The sequence below is a fragment of the Moraxella sp. I5G genome, from assembly GCF_055193055.1.
On the sequence record NZ_JBUXLH010000002.1, the window covers coordinates 83,637 to 100,454 of the forward strand.

Annotated in this window: 15 protein-coding genes; 6 read left to right on the forward strand and 9 right to left on the reverse strand. The window is 39.1% G+C overall.

Annotated features, from left to right (window positions below; genetic code table 11):
- The first annotated feature begins 47 nt into the window (after window positions 1-47).
- On the forward strand, window positions 48-1,475 hold the full coding sequence (locus tag ACZBKJ_RS01470; protein WP_463199146.1) for a lytic murein transglycosylase: 1,428 nt from the start codon (window positions 48-50) through the stop codon (window positions 1,473-1,475).
- A 53-nt stretch (window positions 1,476-1,528) separates the two neighbouring features.
- Here ACZBKJ_RS01470 and ACZBKJ_RS01475 read toward each other — a convergent pair whose 3' ends face one another.
- Window positions 1,529-3,379 (reverse strand): DUF7840 domain-containing protein, encoded by a 1,851-nt coding sequence (locus tag ACZBKJ_RS01475; protein WP_463199147.1) that lies wholly within the window; start codon window positions 3,377-3,379, stop codon window positions 1,529-1,531.
- A gap of 105 nt (window positions 3,380-3,484) precedes the next feature.
- Between ACZBKJ_RS01475 and ampD the strand changes: the two genes are divergently transcribed.
- Both ampD and murJ read left to right on the forward strand, forming a co-directional pair.
- The gene (gene ampD / locus ACZBKJ_RS01480; protein WP_463199148.1) at window positions 3,485-4,090 is read left to right on the forward strand and encodes a 1,6-anhydro-N-acetylmuramyl-L-alanine amidase AmpD; all 606 of its coding nucleotides are present in this window, start codon (window positions 3,485-3,487) and stop codon (window positions 4,088-4,090) included.
- Between the two features lie 45 nt (window positions 4,091-4,135).
- Window positions 4,136-5,686: a murein biosynthesis integral membrane protein MurJ gene (murJ, locus tag ACZBKJ_RS01485; protein WP_463199149.1), complete on the forward strand. Its 1,551-nt coding sequence runs from the start codon at window positions 4,136-4,138 to the stop codon at window positions 5,684-5,686.
- A 74-nt stretch (window positions 5,687-5,760) separates the two neighbouring features.
- Here the strand turns inward: murJ and dnaK are convergent, their stop codons facing one another.
- From dnaK to grpE, 3 genes are all read right to left on the reverse strand, one after another.
- On the reverse strand, window positions 5,761-7,698 hold the full coding sequence (gene dnaK, locus ACZBKJ_RS01490; RefSeq protein WP_463199150.1) for a molecular chaperone DnaK: 1,938 nt from the start codon (window positions 7,696-7,698) through the stop codon (window positions 5,761-5,763).
- Between the two features lie 190 nt (window positions 7,699-7,888).
- Entirely contained in the window at window positions 7,889-8,380 is a 492-nt protein-coding gene (locus tag ACZBKJ_RS01495; RefSeq protein WP_463199151.1) for a hypothetical protein, read from the reverse strand.
- Window positions 8,381-8,908 (reverse strand): nucleotide exchange factor GrpE, encoded by a 528-nt coding sequence (gene grpE, locus ACZBKJ_RS01500; RefSeq protein WP_463199152.1) that lies wholly within the window; start codon window positions 8,906-8,908, stop codon window positions 8,381-8,383.
- Window positions 8,909-9,031: 123 nt separating this feature from the next.
- Here grpE and rlmB point away from each other — a divergent pair, with 123 nt between their 5' ends.
- Window positions 9,032-9,814 carry a 23S rRNA (guanosine(2251)-2'-O)-methyltransferase RlmB gene (gene rlmB / locus ACZBKJ_RS01505; protein WP_463199153.1) on the forward strand — a complete coding sequence of 261 codons (783 nt, stop codon included), beginning with the start codon at window positions 9,032-9,034 and terminating at the stop codon, window positions 9,812-9,814.
- Between the two features lie 6 nt (window positions 9,815-9,820).
- Here rlmB and ACZBKJ_RS01510 read toward each other — a convergent pair whose 3' ends face one another.
- Window positions 9,821-10,504: an HAD family hydrolase gene (locus tag ACZBKJ_RS01510; protein ID WP_463199268.1), complete on the reverse strand. Its 684-nt coding sequence runs from the start codon at window positions 10,502-10,504 to the stop codon at window positions 9,821-9,823.
- 36 nt (window positions 10,505-10,540) lie between these two features.
- Complete coding sequence (gene ubiG / locus ACZBKJ_RS01515) at window positions 10,541-11,314, reverse strand: bifunctional 2-polyprenyl-6-hydroxyphenol methylase/3-demethylubiquinol 3-O-methyltransferase UbiG (RefSeq protein WP_463199154.1); 774 nt, start codon at window positions 11,312-11,314, stop codon at window positions 10,541-10,543.
- A 284-nt stretch (window positions 11,315-11,598) separates the two neighbouring features.
- Here ubiG and ACZBKJ_RS01520 point away from each other — a divergent pair, with 284 nt between their 5' ends.
- On the forward strand, window positions 11,599-12,219 hold the full coding sequence (locus ACZBKJ_RS01520; protein ID WP_463199155.1) for a thiol:disulfide interchange protein DsbA/DsbL: 621 nt from the start codon (window positions 11,599-11,601) through the stop codon (window positions 12,217-12,219).
- 91 nt (window positions 12,220-12,310) lie between these two features.
- Here ACZBKJ_RS01520 and ACZBKJ_RS01525 read toward each other — a convergent pair whose 3' ends face one another.
- The 3 genes from ACZBKJ_RS01525 to ACZBKJ_RS01535 form a co-directional block, all read right to left on the reverse strand.
- The gene (locus ACZBKJ_RS01525; protein ID WP_463199156.1) at window positions 12,311-13,246 is read right to left on the reverse strand and encodes an OmpA family protein; all 936 of its coding nucleotides are present in this window, start codon (window positions 13,244-13,246) and stop codon (window positions 12,311-12,313) included.
- Window positions 13,247-13,478: 232 nt separating this feature from the next.
- Entirely contained in the window at window positions 13,479-14,852 is a 1,374-nt protein-coding gene (locus ACZBKJ_RS01530; RefSeq protein WP_463199157.1) for an FAD-dependent oxidoreductase, read from the reverse strand.
- A gap of 12 nt (window positions 14,853-14,864) precedes the next feature.
- The gene (locus ACZBKJ_RS01535; protein WP_463199158.1) at window positions 14,865-15,989 is read right to left on the reverse strand and encodes an acyl-CoA dehydrogenase family protein; all 1,125 of its coding nucleotides are present in this window, start codon (window positions 15,987-15,989) and stop codon (window positions 14,865-14,867) included.
- Between the two features lie 377 nt (window positions 15,990-16,366).
- On the opposite strand from ACZBKJ_RS01535, the gene crcB reads away from it, so the two are divergent.
- Window positions 16,367-16,750 (forward strand): fluoride efflux transporter CrcB, encoded by a 384-nt coding sequence (gene crcB, locus ACZBKJ_RS01540; RefSeq protein ID WP_463199159.1) that lies wholly within the window; start codon window positions 16,367-16,369, stop codon window positions 16,748-16,750.
- Window positions 16,751-16,818: the final 68 nt, after the last annotated feature.

Sequence of the window (16,818 nt, forward strand, 5' to 3'; positions counted from 1 at the left end):
CAAGAATTTTGTACCATTAGTTTTTAATCTTATAATTTATGTTGATGATGATGAAAAATACCTCTAAATTTCTTAGTTTACTATTGATTAGTCTTTCTACACCTGCTTTAGCGGATGATTTACCAAATTTATCAAACAGTCATTTCCAATCTTGTTTGACGGGACTAAAAAACTCTGCCACCTTTAAAGGGGTATCAAGCTCAATGTTTGAACAATATCGCCCAAGTCAGCCCGACCCAACGGTGATTCGTTCACTCAATTATCAGCCAGAATTTAAAAAAGCCGTTTGGGACTATCACGCATCTTTAGTGGATAGTGAGCGTGTCGCTGATGGTCTAAAAGCTAAAGCCGAACAAGCCGAAGTCTTGCGTCGCATTGAAGCTCATTTTGGCGTAAAACCTGAACACGTTTTAGGCGTTTGGGGAGTTGAATCTAATTTTGGTCAAACTTTAGGCAAAAAAAATCTATTTGATAGCTTGGCAACTTTATCTTGCTTTGACCGTCGCCAATCTTATTTTCGCAGTGAATATGCTGCCGCCTTAAAAATCGTTCAAAATGGCGATATTCGCCCCCAAGATATGACAGGTTCATGGGCGGGTGCTTTTGGTCAAACCCAGTTTATGCCAAGCACTTTTTTACGTTTGGCGGTTGATTTTGATGGCGATGGTCGCAAAGATTTAGTCAACAGCAAAGCAGACGCTTTGGCTAGCACCGCTAACTTTTTAGTCAAAAGCGGTTATAAATCTGGGGAACCTTGGGGTTATGAAGTTAAATTAAATGGCTACAGTGGCGCAAGTGGTCGTACAAACAAAAAAACTATAGATTACTGGCGAAATATGGGCATTACCCTACCCGATGGCAGTCGCCTGCCAAGCAATATGTCTCAAGCTGGACTGCTATTACCAGCAGGCAAACATGGACCTGCTTTTTTGGTAGGGAAAAATTTTGATACGTTTTATTCTTATAATGCATCCGAAAGCTATGCGCTTGCCATTGCTCATCTATCCACGTTATTAGAAACCAACAGCACCAATACTGATTTTGCTACCCCATGGCCTACAGACGATGCGGGTATTGGACGACGTGAAACCAAAGAAATTCAGCAAGCGCTTATTAATGCTGGCTATGATATTGGTAATGTCGATGGCATTATTGGCGATGGCACCCGAAAAGCAATTATGGACTATCAGCGCAAAATTGGTATGCCTGCTGATGGGCGTGCTGGACAAAAATTTTACCGCTTAATCATGGGAAATAAGGCACCAAATAATGGTGCAAACGTACATTTATCTGCAGCGCCAGAAATGCCAAGTACCCAAACCACCACCATCAGCACCACAAAAACCGTTCAGCCTGTTATCAGTATTACTCGGGGGTCTCTTAATCAAAACAGCCCTAATAATTCTGACAATCAGCCTGCTGTGTATCGTCGTGTACAAAATGCGGATGGCTCAACGTCGCTAATTAAAAAATAAATCCAATCAACCAAAAATTCCCCCATTCAAAAAATAAATGGGGGATTTTTTTATTAAAAATACTTCATATAATGCAGTTTTACATCGGTTTGATTATCATCATGATTTTTTTGAATGTTTGTGGTTAAACGCAGAGCATTTTTAGTATTAAAATCATACTGCACACCTAAAGCAAGCGACGGCTGAAGATAGCCCGAACGATTATTTGCTTTATCATAATGATACCAATACGGCAAATCAAGCTCCCCAATCACTCGAAGATTATCATTAACATAGCGCACACAGCCCAAATTTGCACCAGCACCAACGCGATAACCTTGATTTAATTTTCCAAACTGCCCGCCTGCTCCTAAAAATGTATAACACAAAGTATCCGCCAAATCACCTGAATTGTCAGAAGCTTGTCCAATTGTCCAAGATTTGCCCTTTTCTAAACGGGTATTTAAAACCAAATGATGGTCGTTATTTTTGCTGCTGGCATCGGTAACTTGCAATAAATTTAAATGCAGTCCCCAAGCCGGTACAGGTTTATTGTTTTTTTTAGGATTTGGGTTGTTTTTGGCGCTGTTACTTGGATTGTAGCTTCGTGTAGAAAAAATGGTTAATTTATCCAAATGCAGCTTATCCTTATCATTAAAAGTTGCATCAAAACTCATCAATTCAACATCCAAAAATTTACGCACGCCCTTGGGGCTATCTAATAAATCCTGATACGCTGAACGCACCGATACGCCATAAATTGCACCATCATGATTGTTGTTGTGGTCATAACCAATCATTGCTGAAATTCTATGAGTTGGCGCCGCATTTATTGGGTTATTTTGATTGGGCTGTAATTTATAAAAATCAAAATCAGCGCCATTATTTAGCTTAGCTTGACGTAGTGTGGCATTTGATGGAACAAAAATAGTTTGGCTAATCATGTCATGATTTGCTAAAATTTTAGCAATTTTTGATGGAACCACAATTTTTCCCATATCTTTGGCAATGTCTTTATCCTCACGAACAACGTCAATCAAACGCACAATTTCAGTAGCACAATTATCATGAGTAAAAAAATATTTGCGTTTGATGGCTTTAGTTTCCCATAAATGACGGATAATCTGGTCTAGCTCATCTTGGCTTAATTTAATTTGATATTGCCAAATATCGCGCTCTCCTTTGACAATATATTCATCCTTTTTTGTTTGGTAATCAAAAAACTCAAGTCCACTATCATATTTACCAAACATCGATTTAACTGCCATCATTGCGCCATTTGAGGTATCATTTGGACGCAAACTGCTGTAATTAATTGCAATGGCATCTTTTTCTTGTTGGCTTGTGATGCTTTTGGCGGTATCTAATTTTAAAAAAGCGTGAGCAAAAGCCGACCCTAAAGAATTTGGATGTTCTTCTGCAAAAATTAGTGATAACCCACGCCCTGATAAGTTGTCTTTCCAAGCAACAAAATCACTACAGCGGTTTTCATCAAAACCTGATACAATGCCCAGCTTAGCAAGCTGCTTATCCAAAAAATGTGCTCGAGCAACAAAACGACAGACCTGTTTGTCATCACCTTGTTGCATGGCATTTAACATTGCAATCAATTCGTTTTTTGGGTTTTGTTGTCCATCTTTAGCTAAAAAAAATTGGCTATCCTTGATTTTACTTTGACCGTTGTTTGCCAACAACAATCGTTTCCAAATAATGTGTTGGCTTAAATTTTCAAGCTGGCTATCGGTCAGCCCAAACTGCATCTGACTTTGTGGTAAGATTTGATTTGATTTTGCCAGTTTTAAAATTTCAGGATTTAGCGCCAAACCATCTGTTAAACCATGAGCGGTGGGTTGAGCATTTGTCAACATAGGCAAAGACAGCAGCAAAATAGCCAATGGTTTTTTAGCAAATGTGATAACAGTCATCAATCTTCCTTTTTTGGTTGCAACATAAGCCAGCTTTGATAAAATAACAATCTTTTATCAATTTCACCATTTTATCAATACAATACAAACAATATCTACTGACCAATGAAACATTTTACCATCAAAAACGGTCGCTTAGCTGAAGCAACCTACATCGCTTCACCCAATTTTAACCAAAGACCTACAAAAAATAACGCACCAGAAATCAGTGGCATCGTCATTCATAATATCAGCCTACCGCCCAGTCAATTTGGGCAAAATGATAAAAATGGCACACATTATGTTAAGGCTTTTTTTCAAAATCAGCTGAACCCAAACGACCACACTTATTTTAAAACCATCAAAGATTTGCAGGTATCTGCTCATTTATTCATAGAAAGAGATGGCAATATCACTCAATTTGTTAATTTTAATGATAGAGCATGGCACGCTGGTCAATCCAGTTACTTGGGTCGACAAAATTGCAATGATTTTACCATTGGTATTGAACTTGAAGGGGATGATTATACACCTTTTGAAGAATGCCAGTATCAAACACTAGCTTTAGCAATTGTTGCCATTTATCAAGAATATCCAGCCACTTATCGACACCTAATGGGACATAGCGACATTGCTCCAGCTCGCAAAACTGACCCGGGACAATATTTTGACTGGCAAAAACTGCGTCTATTGATTGATAAACTACTCAAAAACACCAATCCAATGGATTGATTTTTATATTATTTATTGATTTTAAGATTTTTTTAAGAATTTTTTATGGCTAAATCTCGGCTTTTTCGTTCTACTTTTATTGTCAGCGCTATGACTATGCTGTCGCGAATTTTAGGTCTGGTGCGTGATGTGGTATTGATGAGCGTTTTTGGTGCAGGCGGCTTGATGGATGCGTTTTTGGTCGCCTTTAAAATCCCCAATTTTCTGCGTCGTCTATTTGCTGAAGGTGCATTTTCTCAAGCATTTGTGCCTGTGTTATCCCAATATAAAGAAACCAAAAATCTAGCTCAAGTACAAATTTTAATCAGCTGTGTTTCAGGTGTATTAAGTTTAATTTTGCTGATTTTAACAGTTGCAGTGATTGCCATTGCTCCTTGGGTCATACAAGTATTTGCCCCCGGATTTATTGATGATAACCAAAAATTTGAAGCGGCAACCGAACTTTTACGACTTACCTTTCCATATTTATTTTTCATTTCTATGACGGCATTCTTTGGCAGTATTTTACAAAGCTATGGTAAATTTGCACCGCCTGCCTTTGCGCCTGTCTTGCTAAACATATCAATGATTATTGGAGCGCTGATTTTGGCGCCAATGCTGGATAAGCCTATTATGGCTCTAGGCTATGCGGTTGCAGTTTCAGGGATTTTACAGCTGGTGATTCAGCTTCCCGATTTATACCGTCAAAAACTTCTGGTTGCTCCAAAAATCAATTTTCAACACGAAGGGGTAAAACGCATTTTAACATTAATGCTGCCCGCAATTTTTGGGGTTTCGGTTACCCAAATCAACCTATTATTAAATACCATTTTTGCCAGTAAAATGGTCAATGGTTCAGTATCATGGTTATACGCGGCCGAACGTTTGAGCGAACTGCCCTTAGGTTTGATTGGCGTTGCAATCGGCACAGTCATTCTACCAAGTTTATCAGCCAGCTGCGCCAAAGCTGACCATCAAGAATTTACCAAGACGCTTGATTGGGCGGCTCGATTAATTATTCTTATTGGACTGCCTGCCAGTTTTGCAATGTTTGTTCTGTCAGATGTTTTAATGAATGCCTTGTTTGTACGTGGCGAATTTAGCCATACTGATGCCATCAACAGCGGGCTTGCCCTAAAAAGCATGGCGGGCGGTATTTTAGGATTTATGTTGATTAAAATATTTGCACCTGCTTTTTTTGCTCGTCAAGACACCAAAACACCTGTAAAAATTGGCATTATTGCTGTTTTTGCCAATATGATTTTTAGTGTCATTTTTATTGGTGTTTTTTATTTGGCAAATTTACCTTTGCATGGCGGTTTAGCACTTGGAGCAACGGCTGCCAGTTTTGTGAACGCTGGACTACTATATTACTGCTTACACAAAAATAATATTTGGCAATTTGGCAGACACTGGCGAAAGATGGGGATGCAATTTGCGGCGGCAACAACCGCTATGGTTGCTAGTTTGTACGCTGCATTGCCTTTTTATCCAGAAACGGGAACAATTTGGATAAAAATTGCTGTATTATCTGCTTTGTGCGTTCTTGGTGCGGCGGTTTATGCCATAGTGCTTTTGGCAACGGGATTTCGTCCACGTCAATTAAAACATGGTTAATCCCAAACCTGAGTTTAAAAACCTCATAAAATAATCAACATAAAAAAACACCGCTCAATGGCGGTGTTTTTTAATCACTGATGATTATTTTTATCATCTTTTACTTCAGTAAACTCGGCATCTACTACGCCATCATCGGCTTTTTGAGTATTTGCTTGTGCGCCTGCTTGTCCAGCAAAATCAGCAGGGTTTGCACCTTCTTGACTATAAATCTTAGATGCAACTGGTAAGAATGCATTATCTAAAGCTTCTAGTTTAGTTTTGATAGCTTCTACATCATCTTCTTTAGTAGCAAGCTCAAGCTCTTTAATGGCATTTTCTACCGCTTGTTTTGCATATTCAGTAACTTTATCATCATTTTCTTTTAACGCTTTTTGTACTGCTGCGATGCGCCCATCAGCTTCATTGCGCGAATTTGCCAATTCTGCAAATTTCTTATCAGCTTCAGCGTTAGCTTCGGCATCACGCACCATTTGTTCAATCTCTTCATCTGACAAACCGCTATCAGCTTTGATTTGAATGGATTGTGACTTACCCGTACCTTTGTCTTTAGCAGAAATATTCATAATGCCATCAGCATTAATATCAAAGGTTACTTCAATCTGTGGCACACCGCGCGGCGCTGGTGGAATATCTGTCAAGTCAAAGTTGCCCAAAAGTTTATTTTGGTTGGCAATTTTACGCTCACCTTGGTACACCTGAATTGATACAGCAGGTTGGTTATCCGCAGCCGTTGAGAACACCTGAGATTTTTTGGTTGGAATCATGGTGTTTTTCTCAATGATGGCAGTCATCACCCCACCCATGGTTTCAATACCTAAAGTTAGTGGCGTTACATCAAGCAACAGCACGTCTTTTTTATCACCTGACAACACCGCACCTTGAATAGCTGCACCCATTGCAACAGCTTCATCAGGGTTCACGTCTTTTCTTGGCTCTTTGCCAAAGAATTCTTGTACTTTTTGTTGGACAAGTGGCATACGGCTTTGACCACCTACCAAAATCACATCGTCAATTTCAGATGCTGATAAACCTGCATCTGATAAAGCAATTTTACAAGGAGCAATGGTACGCGCAACCAATTCTTCAGTCAATGCTTCTAATTTAGCACGACTAATATTAATCACCAAATGTTTTGGACCCGTTGCATCTGCGGTAATATAAGGTAAGTTTATCTCAGTGCTGGTTGCTGATGACAGCTCAATTTTAGCTTTTTCAGCAGCTTCTTTTAGGCGCTGCATCGCTAGCGGGTCGCCTTTTAAATTAACATCTTGTTCTTTTTTGAATTCTTCTACCAAGTAATCAATTAAAGCAATGTCAAAATCTTCACCGCCCAAGAAGGTATCACCATTGGTGGATAATACTTCAAATTGTTGCTCACCATCAACATCAGCAATCTCAATGATGGATACGTCAAATGTACCGCCACCTAAGTCATAAACAGCAATGGTACGGTCGCCTTCTTTTTTATCCATACCAAACGCAAGTGCAGCAGCGGTTGGTTCGTTGATGATACGTTTTACGTCCAAACCTGCAATACGACCTGCATCTTTAGTAGCTTGACGTTGGCTGTCATTGAAGTAGGCAGGCACGGTAACCACAGCTTCTGTCACTGTCTCACCTAAATAATCTTCTGCAGTTTTTTTCATTTTTTTCAAAACTTCAGCAGAGATTTGCGGTGGCGCTTGTTTTTTACCATTTACTTCAACCCACGCATCACCGTTATCAGCTTTAACAATTTTGTAAGGCACAAGACCGATGTCTTTTTGCACTGCCTGCTCATCATAACGGCGACCAATTAAGCGTTTTACTGCAAATAACGTATTTTGAGGATTGGTTACAGCTTGACGTTTTGCTGCTTGACCGACCAAAATCTCACCATCTTTAAAAGCAACGATTGACGGGGTGGTTCTAGCACCTTCTGAGTTTTCAATTACTTTAACATTGCCATTTTCCAGTACAGATACGCAAGAGTTGGTTGTACCTAAGTCAATACCAATTACTTTACCCATAATCTTTCTCCAGTTTGTTCAATTGTTTGTAAATTTAGAACTTGACAAATTTATTTATTTGTGAAGCTAAATTATTTATTATTTGCTATATTTGTGTGATTTTGTGCTTTTCAAGAGAATTTTTAAAGTTTTTTAAAAAAATTTTTATTCATACCAATCACTTGAAATTTAACAACAAAACCTCAAGGGTTTATTTACATGCCTTACCTTCGTATTCAAAACGATGATGCTGATAAATTTTGCCATTGTAACGTAGTACCGAAAAACAAAAACCTGGACCGCCCAATTCTATATCGGGATAACCGTTTTTACCTTTGGTTTTTAATAATTTTGGAATGGCAATCTCACTTGCAATCTCACGAAAACCTGACTTGTCTTGAGATAACAGCGTAAACGCCTGCCCTGTATTGCCATACGCGTAGATAGTTTGAGCCTCATCAATAATCAAGGCTTCTTTTTTACCGTCGCCATTGATGTCTTTATAAAACTCAATGCGAGCAACCGTGCAATGTTTTTCATTATCAAGCATTTCACAACTTGTGCTGGTCAAATTTTTGGGGTTAAATTTACCTGTATATTGACCTGCTTTAAAAATCTGTAAAGCCTGAGTTTGTGTAATTGATGGTTTGGCATCAACTGATGTACACAGCAAAACAAACGTAAATAAAGCGAGTCTTTTCATTTATGCCCCCACCATCACCATTGCAGGACGAAGCGTACGTTCGTTTAAGGTATAGCCTTTTTGTAAAACTTGCCCAATAACATCTTTTTCAGCATCTGGGAAAATACCCACTGCTTCGTGTACATCAGGATTAAAGGGGTCACCCACTTGACCAACTGCTACCACGCCATTTTTTTCCAACACACCAAGTAATGACTTATGGGTAAGTTCAACACCTTCTTTAGCGGCATCGTCAGTAATACTAGCAATAGCACGCTCCAGGTTATCCACCACATCCAAAAGTTCTTTGGCAAATTTTTGTAACGCAAATTTTTTAGCCTTATCAGTTTCTTGCTCCATACGGCGCTGAGCATTATAGCTTTCAGCGTTAGCACGAGCAGCACTTTCTTTGGCGTCTTTAACATCTTGTTCAAGCTTTTCAATGGTACTAATCAGTGCCTGCAATTGGCTTTCTTCTGTAGTTTGCTCATTTAGCTCCAAAGGTTCATTTTGAGTGCTGACCGTTTCATTTGGCGTTGGCTCTGACATGGTTTTCTCCAATAATAGCTTTTTTAAATTAAAATCCCTACCTTGATAAAGGTTAAAAGCAAATTTTCAAGATAAATGGTTAAATTTTCTTTATAATAGGTAAAATTTTTATGATAGTTAGCCATGACACACAAACCATCTTCCAAAAAAAATAAATCAGGTACTTTTTTTTATGGCATTCATGCTGTCAAAGCCATTTTAGAGAACCGCCCCCAAGACGCCTTAACTTTATTTGTCCAAATCGCTCATGACAATCAGCAAAAAAGCCATGATGAAATTGTGGACTTAGCCAAAAATATGGGGGTTGCGATTCAAAACACCCAAAAAGATAAATTAACCGAACTTTGTACATCCAATCAACATCAAGGTGTGGTATTGTCTGCTCGCACAAAAGCCACTTTAACCGATGAGCATTTAGAAGCGTATCTAAAACAAGATAATGTACTTTTTTTAATTTTAGACCAAATCACTGACCCGCATAACCTAGGGGCGTGCTTACGAACAGCAGCGGCTTTAGGAGTGTCAGCAGTCATCATTCCTCGCCATCAAAGCGTAGGATTGTCGCCTGTGGTCGCTAAAGTATCGGTTGGTGGTTCTGAAGCAATTGATGTGATTACAGTCACTAATTTAGCTCGTACACTTAGCATATTAAAAGATGCTGGCGTGTTCATATTTGGTACGGCACTCGATGAAACAGCCAAACCACTGCATTGCTGTGATTTAACTGGCAAAGTTGCCATCGTGATGGGTTCTGAAGGCGATGGTATGCGACGACTTACTCGCGAACATTGTGATGTATTGGTTTACATTCCTATGAGTGATAATCCGCACCGCCCTCAAAGCCTTAACGTCAGCGTAGCAACTGGCATGGTGCTTTATGAGGCGATGAGACAAAGACAGTCGTAATTTGGATTAAATTTGGGATAAAATAAACTCACTTAATTCCTTTGGGGTGTCAATCACATAATCAGCACCCCAATCTTCTATCGTTTCACCAGGAACAATATAACCAAATTTCACAGCAACCGTTTGCATATTTGCCGCATTTCCCGCCATAATATCACGCACATGGTCGCCTATATACAGACAGTTTTGGCTAGCAATGCCAAGTTTTTGGCTGGCTAGTAGCATAGGTTCTGGGTCAGGCTTGGTGTTTTTAACATCATCAGGACATACAAGTACACTGCATCTTGTGTGTAAATTTAACTTAGATAATAACTGTTGTGCCAGATATCTGGGTTTATTCGTAACAATTCCCCATGGAATGTCTTGATTTTCTAGAGTGGTTAATAACTCATCAAAACCATCAAATAACCGACTGTCTACACAAATATCGGCTTCATATAAATCCAAAAATTCCTGACGATAGGCTAAAAGTTTAGGGTCTTCATCACTGACTTTGGCAAGTTCTTCGCCAAACATCAGTTTGACCATGGCTCTTGCCCCAGCTGATACCTGACTACGAATCTCTTCATTGGTTGGACAGTTATGATTATACTTTATACACATCAATTGAATGATACGGATAAAATCAGCTGCCGTATCAATCAATGTGCCATCTAAATCAAATAATACTGCTTGAATTTTACGCGACATAGTTGTATTCATATTTACTATAAATCCACAAATCTATTAATTGGTTTTCTGAAATGCCATCATGTAATTAACATCGACATTACGATTGGACAGCCAGTAATGTTTGGTTATAGGGTTGTAATGCAATCCTGTCATATCCATGCGTTTAAACCCACAGTCAACCGCCATTTTATCCAGTTCAGCAGGTGTGATAAATTTGTGAAAATCGTGCGTACCTTTATCCACAAGTCTCAACACATATTCAGCACCTATGATGGCAAATAAATACGATTTTGGATTACGGTTAATAGTAGACATGACACAAATGCCGTTTGGCTTTAAAAGCTCAAAACACGCCTTGATAATTGCATTAGGGTTGGGAACATGCTCAAGCATTTCCATACATGTAACCACATCAAAGCTGCCCGCTTGTTCTTTTGCCAGCTGTTCTATTGGAATATGACGAAACTGTAGTGTTTTATCCAGTCCTGTTTTTTTGGCATAGATTTCAGCTGCTTTGAGATTTTCAAGCCCCAAATCCACACCCAAAACCGATGCCCCTTTTTCTGCCATGGCATGCGATAAAATACCACCGCCACAACCCACATCAACAATTTTTTTATCGGCAAAGGTAGTGCCAAAAAAATGACTGATATTTTGTTCAATCCAACCTAAACGCAATGGATTGATATCATGTAATGACTTAAATGCACCATTTTTATCCCACCATTCATCAGCCAAACGGGTAAATTTGCCAATTTCATCAGAATCAGCATTAGCAGCAGAGGCAATATCATCAGCCTGAACGGTTTGGGTGGTTTGATTTTTCATAAAAATCCCAAGAATTACAAATTGATAAATTTGTCCATCTTACCACTTTCACTAACTTTTGACCACCAAAACCAACCAACAACAATTCATTATGATTTTTATGGCAAGAAAAAAGTTACATAATACAACGCTTTATTAAGAATTCTATTACCACAAAACCAAAAAAATACGGTAAACTATGCTTTGCTTAAAATTTGGCTCAAAAAATGCATAAAAATTGCATGGTAATCACACAATTTGTAGATTGTTAGTTTGGCGCTTGCGTCTTATTAGGAAATTGTTATATGAAACACACTTTTAAAATTGCAACATTGACATTGATGGTTGGTTTGAGTTCGTCTGTTTTTGCAGCCGATTTTGTAGAAGGCAAAGATTATAAAGTCGTTGCCAATCCTGAAAATATCGCCGGTGATGTGATTGTAGTGCGTGAATTTTTTTGGTATGGTTGCCCACACTGCTACAATTTAGAATCGCACATGCAAAAATGGGCAAAAACCCGAGCCAAAGATGTGGCTTTTTTCCGCACGCCTGCGGTAATGAATCCAGTTTGGGAAGTTCCCGGTCGCGGATTTTATGCTGCTCAATTAATGGGCTATGAAGAAAAAACGCATCAAGCCTTATTTGACACAATCCAAAAAGAAAACAAACGTGTAGACAAATCCCAAGAAACTTTGGCAGACTGGTATGCCTCATATGGTGTGGATAAAGCCAAATTTAACAGCCTATACAATTCATTTGCCGTAACAACCAAAATTGAACGTGCCAAACAAGGTGCAAAACGCTATCAATTAACCGGCGTGCCTGCAATTGTGGTGCATGGCAAATACGTTGTTCAAGGCGAAGATGAAAAAGTGACTCAAGTAGTGGATTATCTGATTAAAAAGATTCGAGAAGAAAAGAAATAATGCTTTATCTCTTGAACCAATCCTTGGTTTGATTTTACCAAAACGGCTTTAATTATTTATAAAGCCGTTTTTTTTGAGCCAACCTCAAGGTTTATTGTGGTGGAATAACAACCATAACACGGCGGTTAGTGTAACGCCCTTCTGGTGTGGCATTATTAGCAATTGGACGACTCTCCCCATAACCGACCGCACGTAAACGGCTTGGATTAACACCATGGTCACGAATCAGTGCCTCACGAACAGTATTGGCACGACGTTGAGATAAACCAATATTATATTGGTCAGTACCATTGCTGTCGGTATGCCCCTCAATGATAGCGTCCATACCCGGGTATTTTGCCAAAAATTGAGCTGCTTTGACAATTTCGCCTTTAAACTCAGGTTTAATATTGTGCTTATCATGGTCAAAATGGATATCCAAACGCAATGTTGGCACTTCTTCACGAACTGGTGGCGGGTTATTTACTTGAGGTGGTGGCGTATAAACAGGTGGTGGCGCAATAACAGGCTCTGGACAGTTGTTGACGTCAACACGGCTAATTTGATGACCTTGACGATATGTATTTTGCAGCAGACTACGGGCGGTATTGGCATCCACTTGTTGCAAGATTGGACGATAGTCGCTGTCAGTACTTATCATAAAATACAACACTTGTCGAGGCTGCACTGTCACCAATACAGGGTCAGCAGACAAATCATTAATATGAATGCCTGTTGAAACCGCACTTAATTGCACTGCTCCTGCACACACCGCACTAGATGTATAATGCCCATCTTGAACACTTACCAAAAAACGGTCATCAATAGCGACATTGGTACTGGACTCTTTGGCGCGCTGATTGTTGCTAGATGGACGAATAAACACCATGCCACCGGCTCTATTGTCATATGTTAAGTTGCGAAATTCATCAATACTGCCTGATGCTGATTTATTCCATACTACGTTGCCTACGCGCACCGTTTCAGCATGAGCGCTGACAGTCAGAACCAAAGCCAAAAAGGCTTGGGCAATTTTTTTGAGTTGCATAACTTTACCCTTATAACGATACTTCTATTTTAACAATCATATTGTGGTAGTTTTGACCAATAATTTGTTAAATTTCAGCCAATTAACTCCACCAAACCCACATTGGGTCATTTTTACATTATTACACAAAGTTTGCTAGCAATACAATAAAATGCGCCAAATGGATAAAATTCAATGACTGCCAGCAAGTTTTTTATTTGACAACGTTTTAATGAACAAATTTTCAACTGTTTTAATTTTCAACTGTTTTAATGGTTACCTTAGCAACCACTTCGCCATGATGGCGCATTTGCATCACAAGTTCATTCGCTGTCTCGTTCTCCACTTGCCAATCACCAGTAGCTTTTGGATTACCATTGGCGGTTACATTAATACTTTTATTTTTTAGGCGAATCATTGGAATGGTGTGTTTATAACCAGCGTGAGCCATACCAAGTATTTCGTGAGCAATTGCTAAAGCCTGGGCGCGATGTGGAGCGACATAACGGCAAGGCACGCCATCGATGCTAATACAATCACCAAGCGCGTAAATATGCGGAACGCTGGTTTGTAACGTTTCTGGATTGACTGCAATGCCAGTATGTTTGCTAAAAGCAACACCTGCGCGCACGGGCAATCTTTCATCCACCACAAGTCCAGTTGCGACAACCACCTCGTCAAAAATTAGGTTGTTTAGGGTTTGAGTTTGGCAATCTAGTAAACTGATTTGGTAGCCTTGTTTGGTCTGAATCAGCTCTTTAACCATGCTAGAGCCAAACCAATCCACACCAATTTTTGTAATTGCTTGCAAAACTTTTTCACCTGCAATTTTTGGCAATAAGCTCGCCAATGGTCTTGGATGTATATCAATTAAACTTACATGATGTCCAGCTTTAACCAAATCTTCAGCAAATTCAGTACCAATCATACCCGCCCCAATGATGGCAATATTTTTCTTACCATTGGTTAGGCAGTCTTGCAAGCCTGCAAATCGGCTTAAATGATTGATGTGCCACGCCATCTCTTTAGCGATAACATCAGGATAGGCAGGATTTGCCCCGATTGCCAAAACCAAATCATCATAACCAATATTGCCACGAGTGGTATGTACACTTTTGGCATTACTATCAATTGTAGTTACATAGGTGTGGGCAATCAGCTTGACTTTGTTATCAATTGCAGACTGCATACCACTGATGCGCACCAAATCAGCAGGTGTTTTATTTTGACTAATAGCAACTGACAACATTGGTTTATGATAACGATCGCCACTATCAGCACAAATCAACGTAATAGGAATTTCTTTATCTAAAACGCGAATGGCATCAACTACACTCCAGCCAGCAAGTCCAGCTCCAATGATAACCACGCCTTTTTTGTTGTGCTGAAAAAAAACTGTATTGGCAACGGATGCTGTCTTATCTTCTTCATAAGGTTCAAAATCGCTTTTTTTCACTCCACAAAGTGGGCAAACCCAATCATCAGCAATATCGTCAAAACGTGTTCCTGCAGGTATGCCATCTTCAGGGTCACCTGTTTCTTCATTATAAATATAACCACACGCGCGACAAATAAATTTGCGCCATGCTCCACGTCCATCAGCTGGTAAATTAGTTGTTATTGTCATGATTGTGCCTTATTAAATATGAAATTCTAAATCGCTTTTTACTGCTGGCTCGCCCATTATCTGATGCGACAAATAACGCAAATGTTTGATTGCAGGGGTAACGATGGCAACAAACTGGGCTTCTCGCAGGCGTCTTTGTGGGGCTGCGGTCATTACATAACCCTTTGCTCCTTGGTGTAGTAATGCCGCTTGTGTGGCTCTTAGTGCTAGCATTGCTCCTTGTGTGCGCACATCCAAAACATCCAAAAAGAAATCTTTATCAGTGGCAAATGGTGTTTTAGCAAGACCTAATACCTTATTGACCAGCACATCAAATTCAAGCATTAAATTACCTGCCTGATCTTCCAAAAATGCGTTGCTGACTGCCGCTGACTGCTTAATATCATCAATTGCTCCCAAAATAATTCCCGCACCAATTCCCATTTGCATCAACACAAAGGCTCCCCGAATCCGTTCAATAAATTCCTTGCAAGGACTTGCAATTACTTCGGATACATCCACTGGATAATTCTCAAGCTCAATTCGCCATGTACTTGAACCTTCCATTCCTAAAAAGGTTGGACACTGATGAAGTTGCCACTTACTCGCTCTTTCTTGGTCAAATTTTAATAAGAAAAACACCTGCTCATTTGTGCCTTCAACGCTAGCAACCGCGCCGCAGTATTGATTGGGAGCAATGTGGCTAATCCAAGGCAATGTGCCTGATACTTGATAGTTTTTACCGTCCTTTTTGGCGCGAAAAATCATGGGCTCAATATTTGCCCAAGACTTCATTGGATTGGACAACGCCGTGCCGCCAAATGTATTAGCCAGAGTGTGATTGTTTAAAAATTCGCCCTTTAAAAGTGCATTATCTGATTGGTCTAAATACAAGCCGCACACCTGATGACACCACGTCAAAAATGCACTCGTACCACACACACGCCCGACTTCAGCATTTGCTAAAATCGCTAAATCCAAACGGTTGCCATACTGATTTAGATGCGGAGCAAATACCCCAACTTGACCCAATTTTTGCATTTGGGCCAAAGGATAATAGCCCTGGTCAATTTCCAAAACTTTTGGGGTAAATTCTGTTTGAGCGACCTGACCAACTGTGTTTAAAAACTGAACATCATCAACAAATGAAAAAGACATAACCATCTCACTTTTTAAGATAAAAGTTCATTATAAACACTAAACACCCATTATCAAACGCCCATTTTTACAAATCATTAGGTAAAAATGGAATAATTGAATTATTATAAATATCAATTTTGGCATAATCTAATGGCTAGTTTAGCCATGGATTCAAAATATTAAAAGCAGACATTTGTAAATTAGATATAATAGTTGGTTAAATTTTAACTAAATTTTATTATTATTGTTTATTTTTTAATCTAAAAAACTGCAAAATAAACTTTTATTGCAGTTTATCGGTATTTTTGTTGTTACTTCTAGTAACAAAGTGTTATGATATGTAAACACATTATCGATAACATTGAAAATATCTAATTATTATTTATTACTAAAGAATGAATACACAACTTATTTTAATTGCTTTAGGTGGATTAATTGGCGCAGTAGCGCGGTTTGGTCTATCTTTACTGTTTGTATCCGCATCAGGGCAGTTTCCCTACGCAACTTTGATTGCAAATTTAGTGGGCTGTTTTTTGGCAGGCGTATTGCTTGCCATTAACCAAAAAACTGGAGTGCTAAACCATGAATGGCGGGCGTTTTTGGTAACTGGCGTTTTAGGTGGTTTTACTACCTTTTCAGCTTTTGGCATAGAAACGTTTTCATTTTTACAGCAAGGGCTTATTTATCAGGCGGTTTTATACATTAGTTTAACCGTTGTTGGTGGTTTATTAACTTTAAGCCTTGCTCATCTTTTAACCACTGGATTTTTAAGTAAATAAATATTTTTACTCAAAATAAATTATTAAAACGCATTTAAATATTCGTATAATCAATAATAAAAGCCACC

Excerpts from the sequence above, each read along its gene's own strand:
- ACZBKJ_RS01470 (WP_463199146.1), top strand. The coding sequence starts at position 48 with ATGATGAAAAATACCTCTAAATTTCTTAGTTTACTATTGATTAGTCTT.
- ACZBKJ_RS01510 (WP_463199268.1), bottom strand. The coding sequence starts at position 10,504 with ATGTCGCGTAAAATTCAAGCAGTATTATTTGATTTAGATGGCACATTG.
- ACZBKJ_RS01520 (WP_463199155.1), top strand. The coding sequence starts at position 11,599 with ATGAAACACACTTTTAAAATTGCAACATTGACATTGATGGTTGGTTTG.
- rlmB (WP_463199153.1), top strand. The coding sequence starts at position 9,032 with ATGACACACAAACCATCTTCCAAAAAAAATAAATCAGGTACTTTTTTT.
- ubiG (WP_463199154.1), bottom strand. The coding sequence starts at position 11,314 with ATGAAAAATCAAACCACCCAAACCGTTCAGGCTGATGATATTGCCTCT.
- ampD (WP_463199148.1), top strand. The coding sequence starts at position 3,485 with ATGAAACATTTTACCATCAAAAACGGTCGCTTAGCTGAAGCAACCTAC.
- grpE (WP_463199152.1), bottom strand. The coding sequence starts at position 8,908 with ATGTCAGAGCCAACGCCAAATGAAACGGTCAGCACTCAAAATGAACCT.
- crcB (WP_463199159.1), top strand. The coding sequence starts at position 16,367 with ATGAATACACAACTTATTTTAATTGCTTTAGGTGGATTAATTGGCGCA.
- ACZBKJ_RS01525 (WP_463199156.1), bottom strand. The coding sequence starts at position 13,246 with ATGCAACTCAAAAAAATTGCCCAAGCCTTTTTGGCTTTGGTTCTGACT.
- dnaK (WP_463199150.1), bottom strand. The coding sequence starts at position 7,698 with ATGGGTAAAGTAATTGGTATTGACTTAGGTACAACCAACTCTTGCGTA.
- ACZBKJ_RS01530 (WP_463199157.1), bottom strand. The coding sequence starts at position 14,852 with ATGACAATAACAACTAATTTACCAGCTGATGGACGTGGAGCATGGCGC.
- murJ (WP_463199149.1), top strand. The coding sequence starts at position 4,136 with ATGGCTAAATCTCGGCTTTTTCGTTCTACTTTTATTGTCAGCGCTATG.
- ACZBKJ_RS01495 (WP_463199151.1), bottom strand. The coding sequence starts at position 8,380 with ATGAAAAGACTCGCTTTATTTACGTTTGTTTTGCTGTGTACATCAGTT.
- ACZBKJ_RS01475 (WP_463199147.1), bottom strand. The coding sequence starts at position 3,379 with ATGACTGTTATCACATTTGCTAAAAAACCATTGGCTATTTTGCTGCTG.
- ACZBKJ_RS01535 (WP_463199158.1), bottom strand. The coding sequence starts at position 15,989 with ATGTCTTTTTCATTTGTTGATGATGTTCAGTTTTTAAACACAGTTGGT.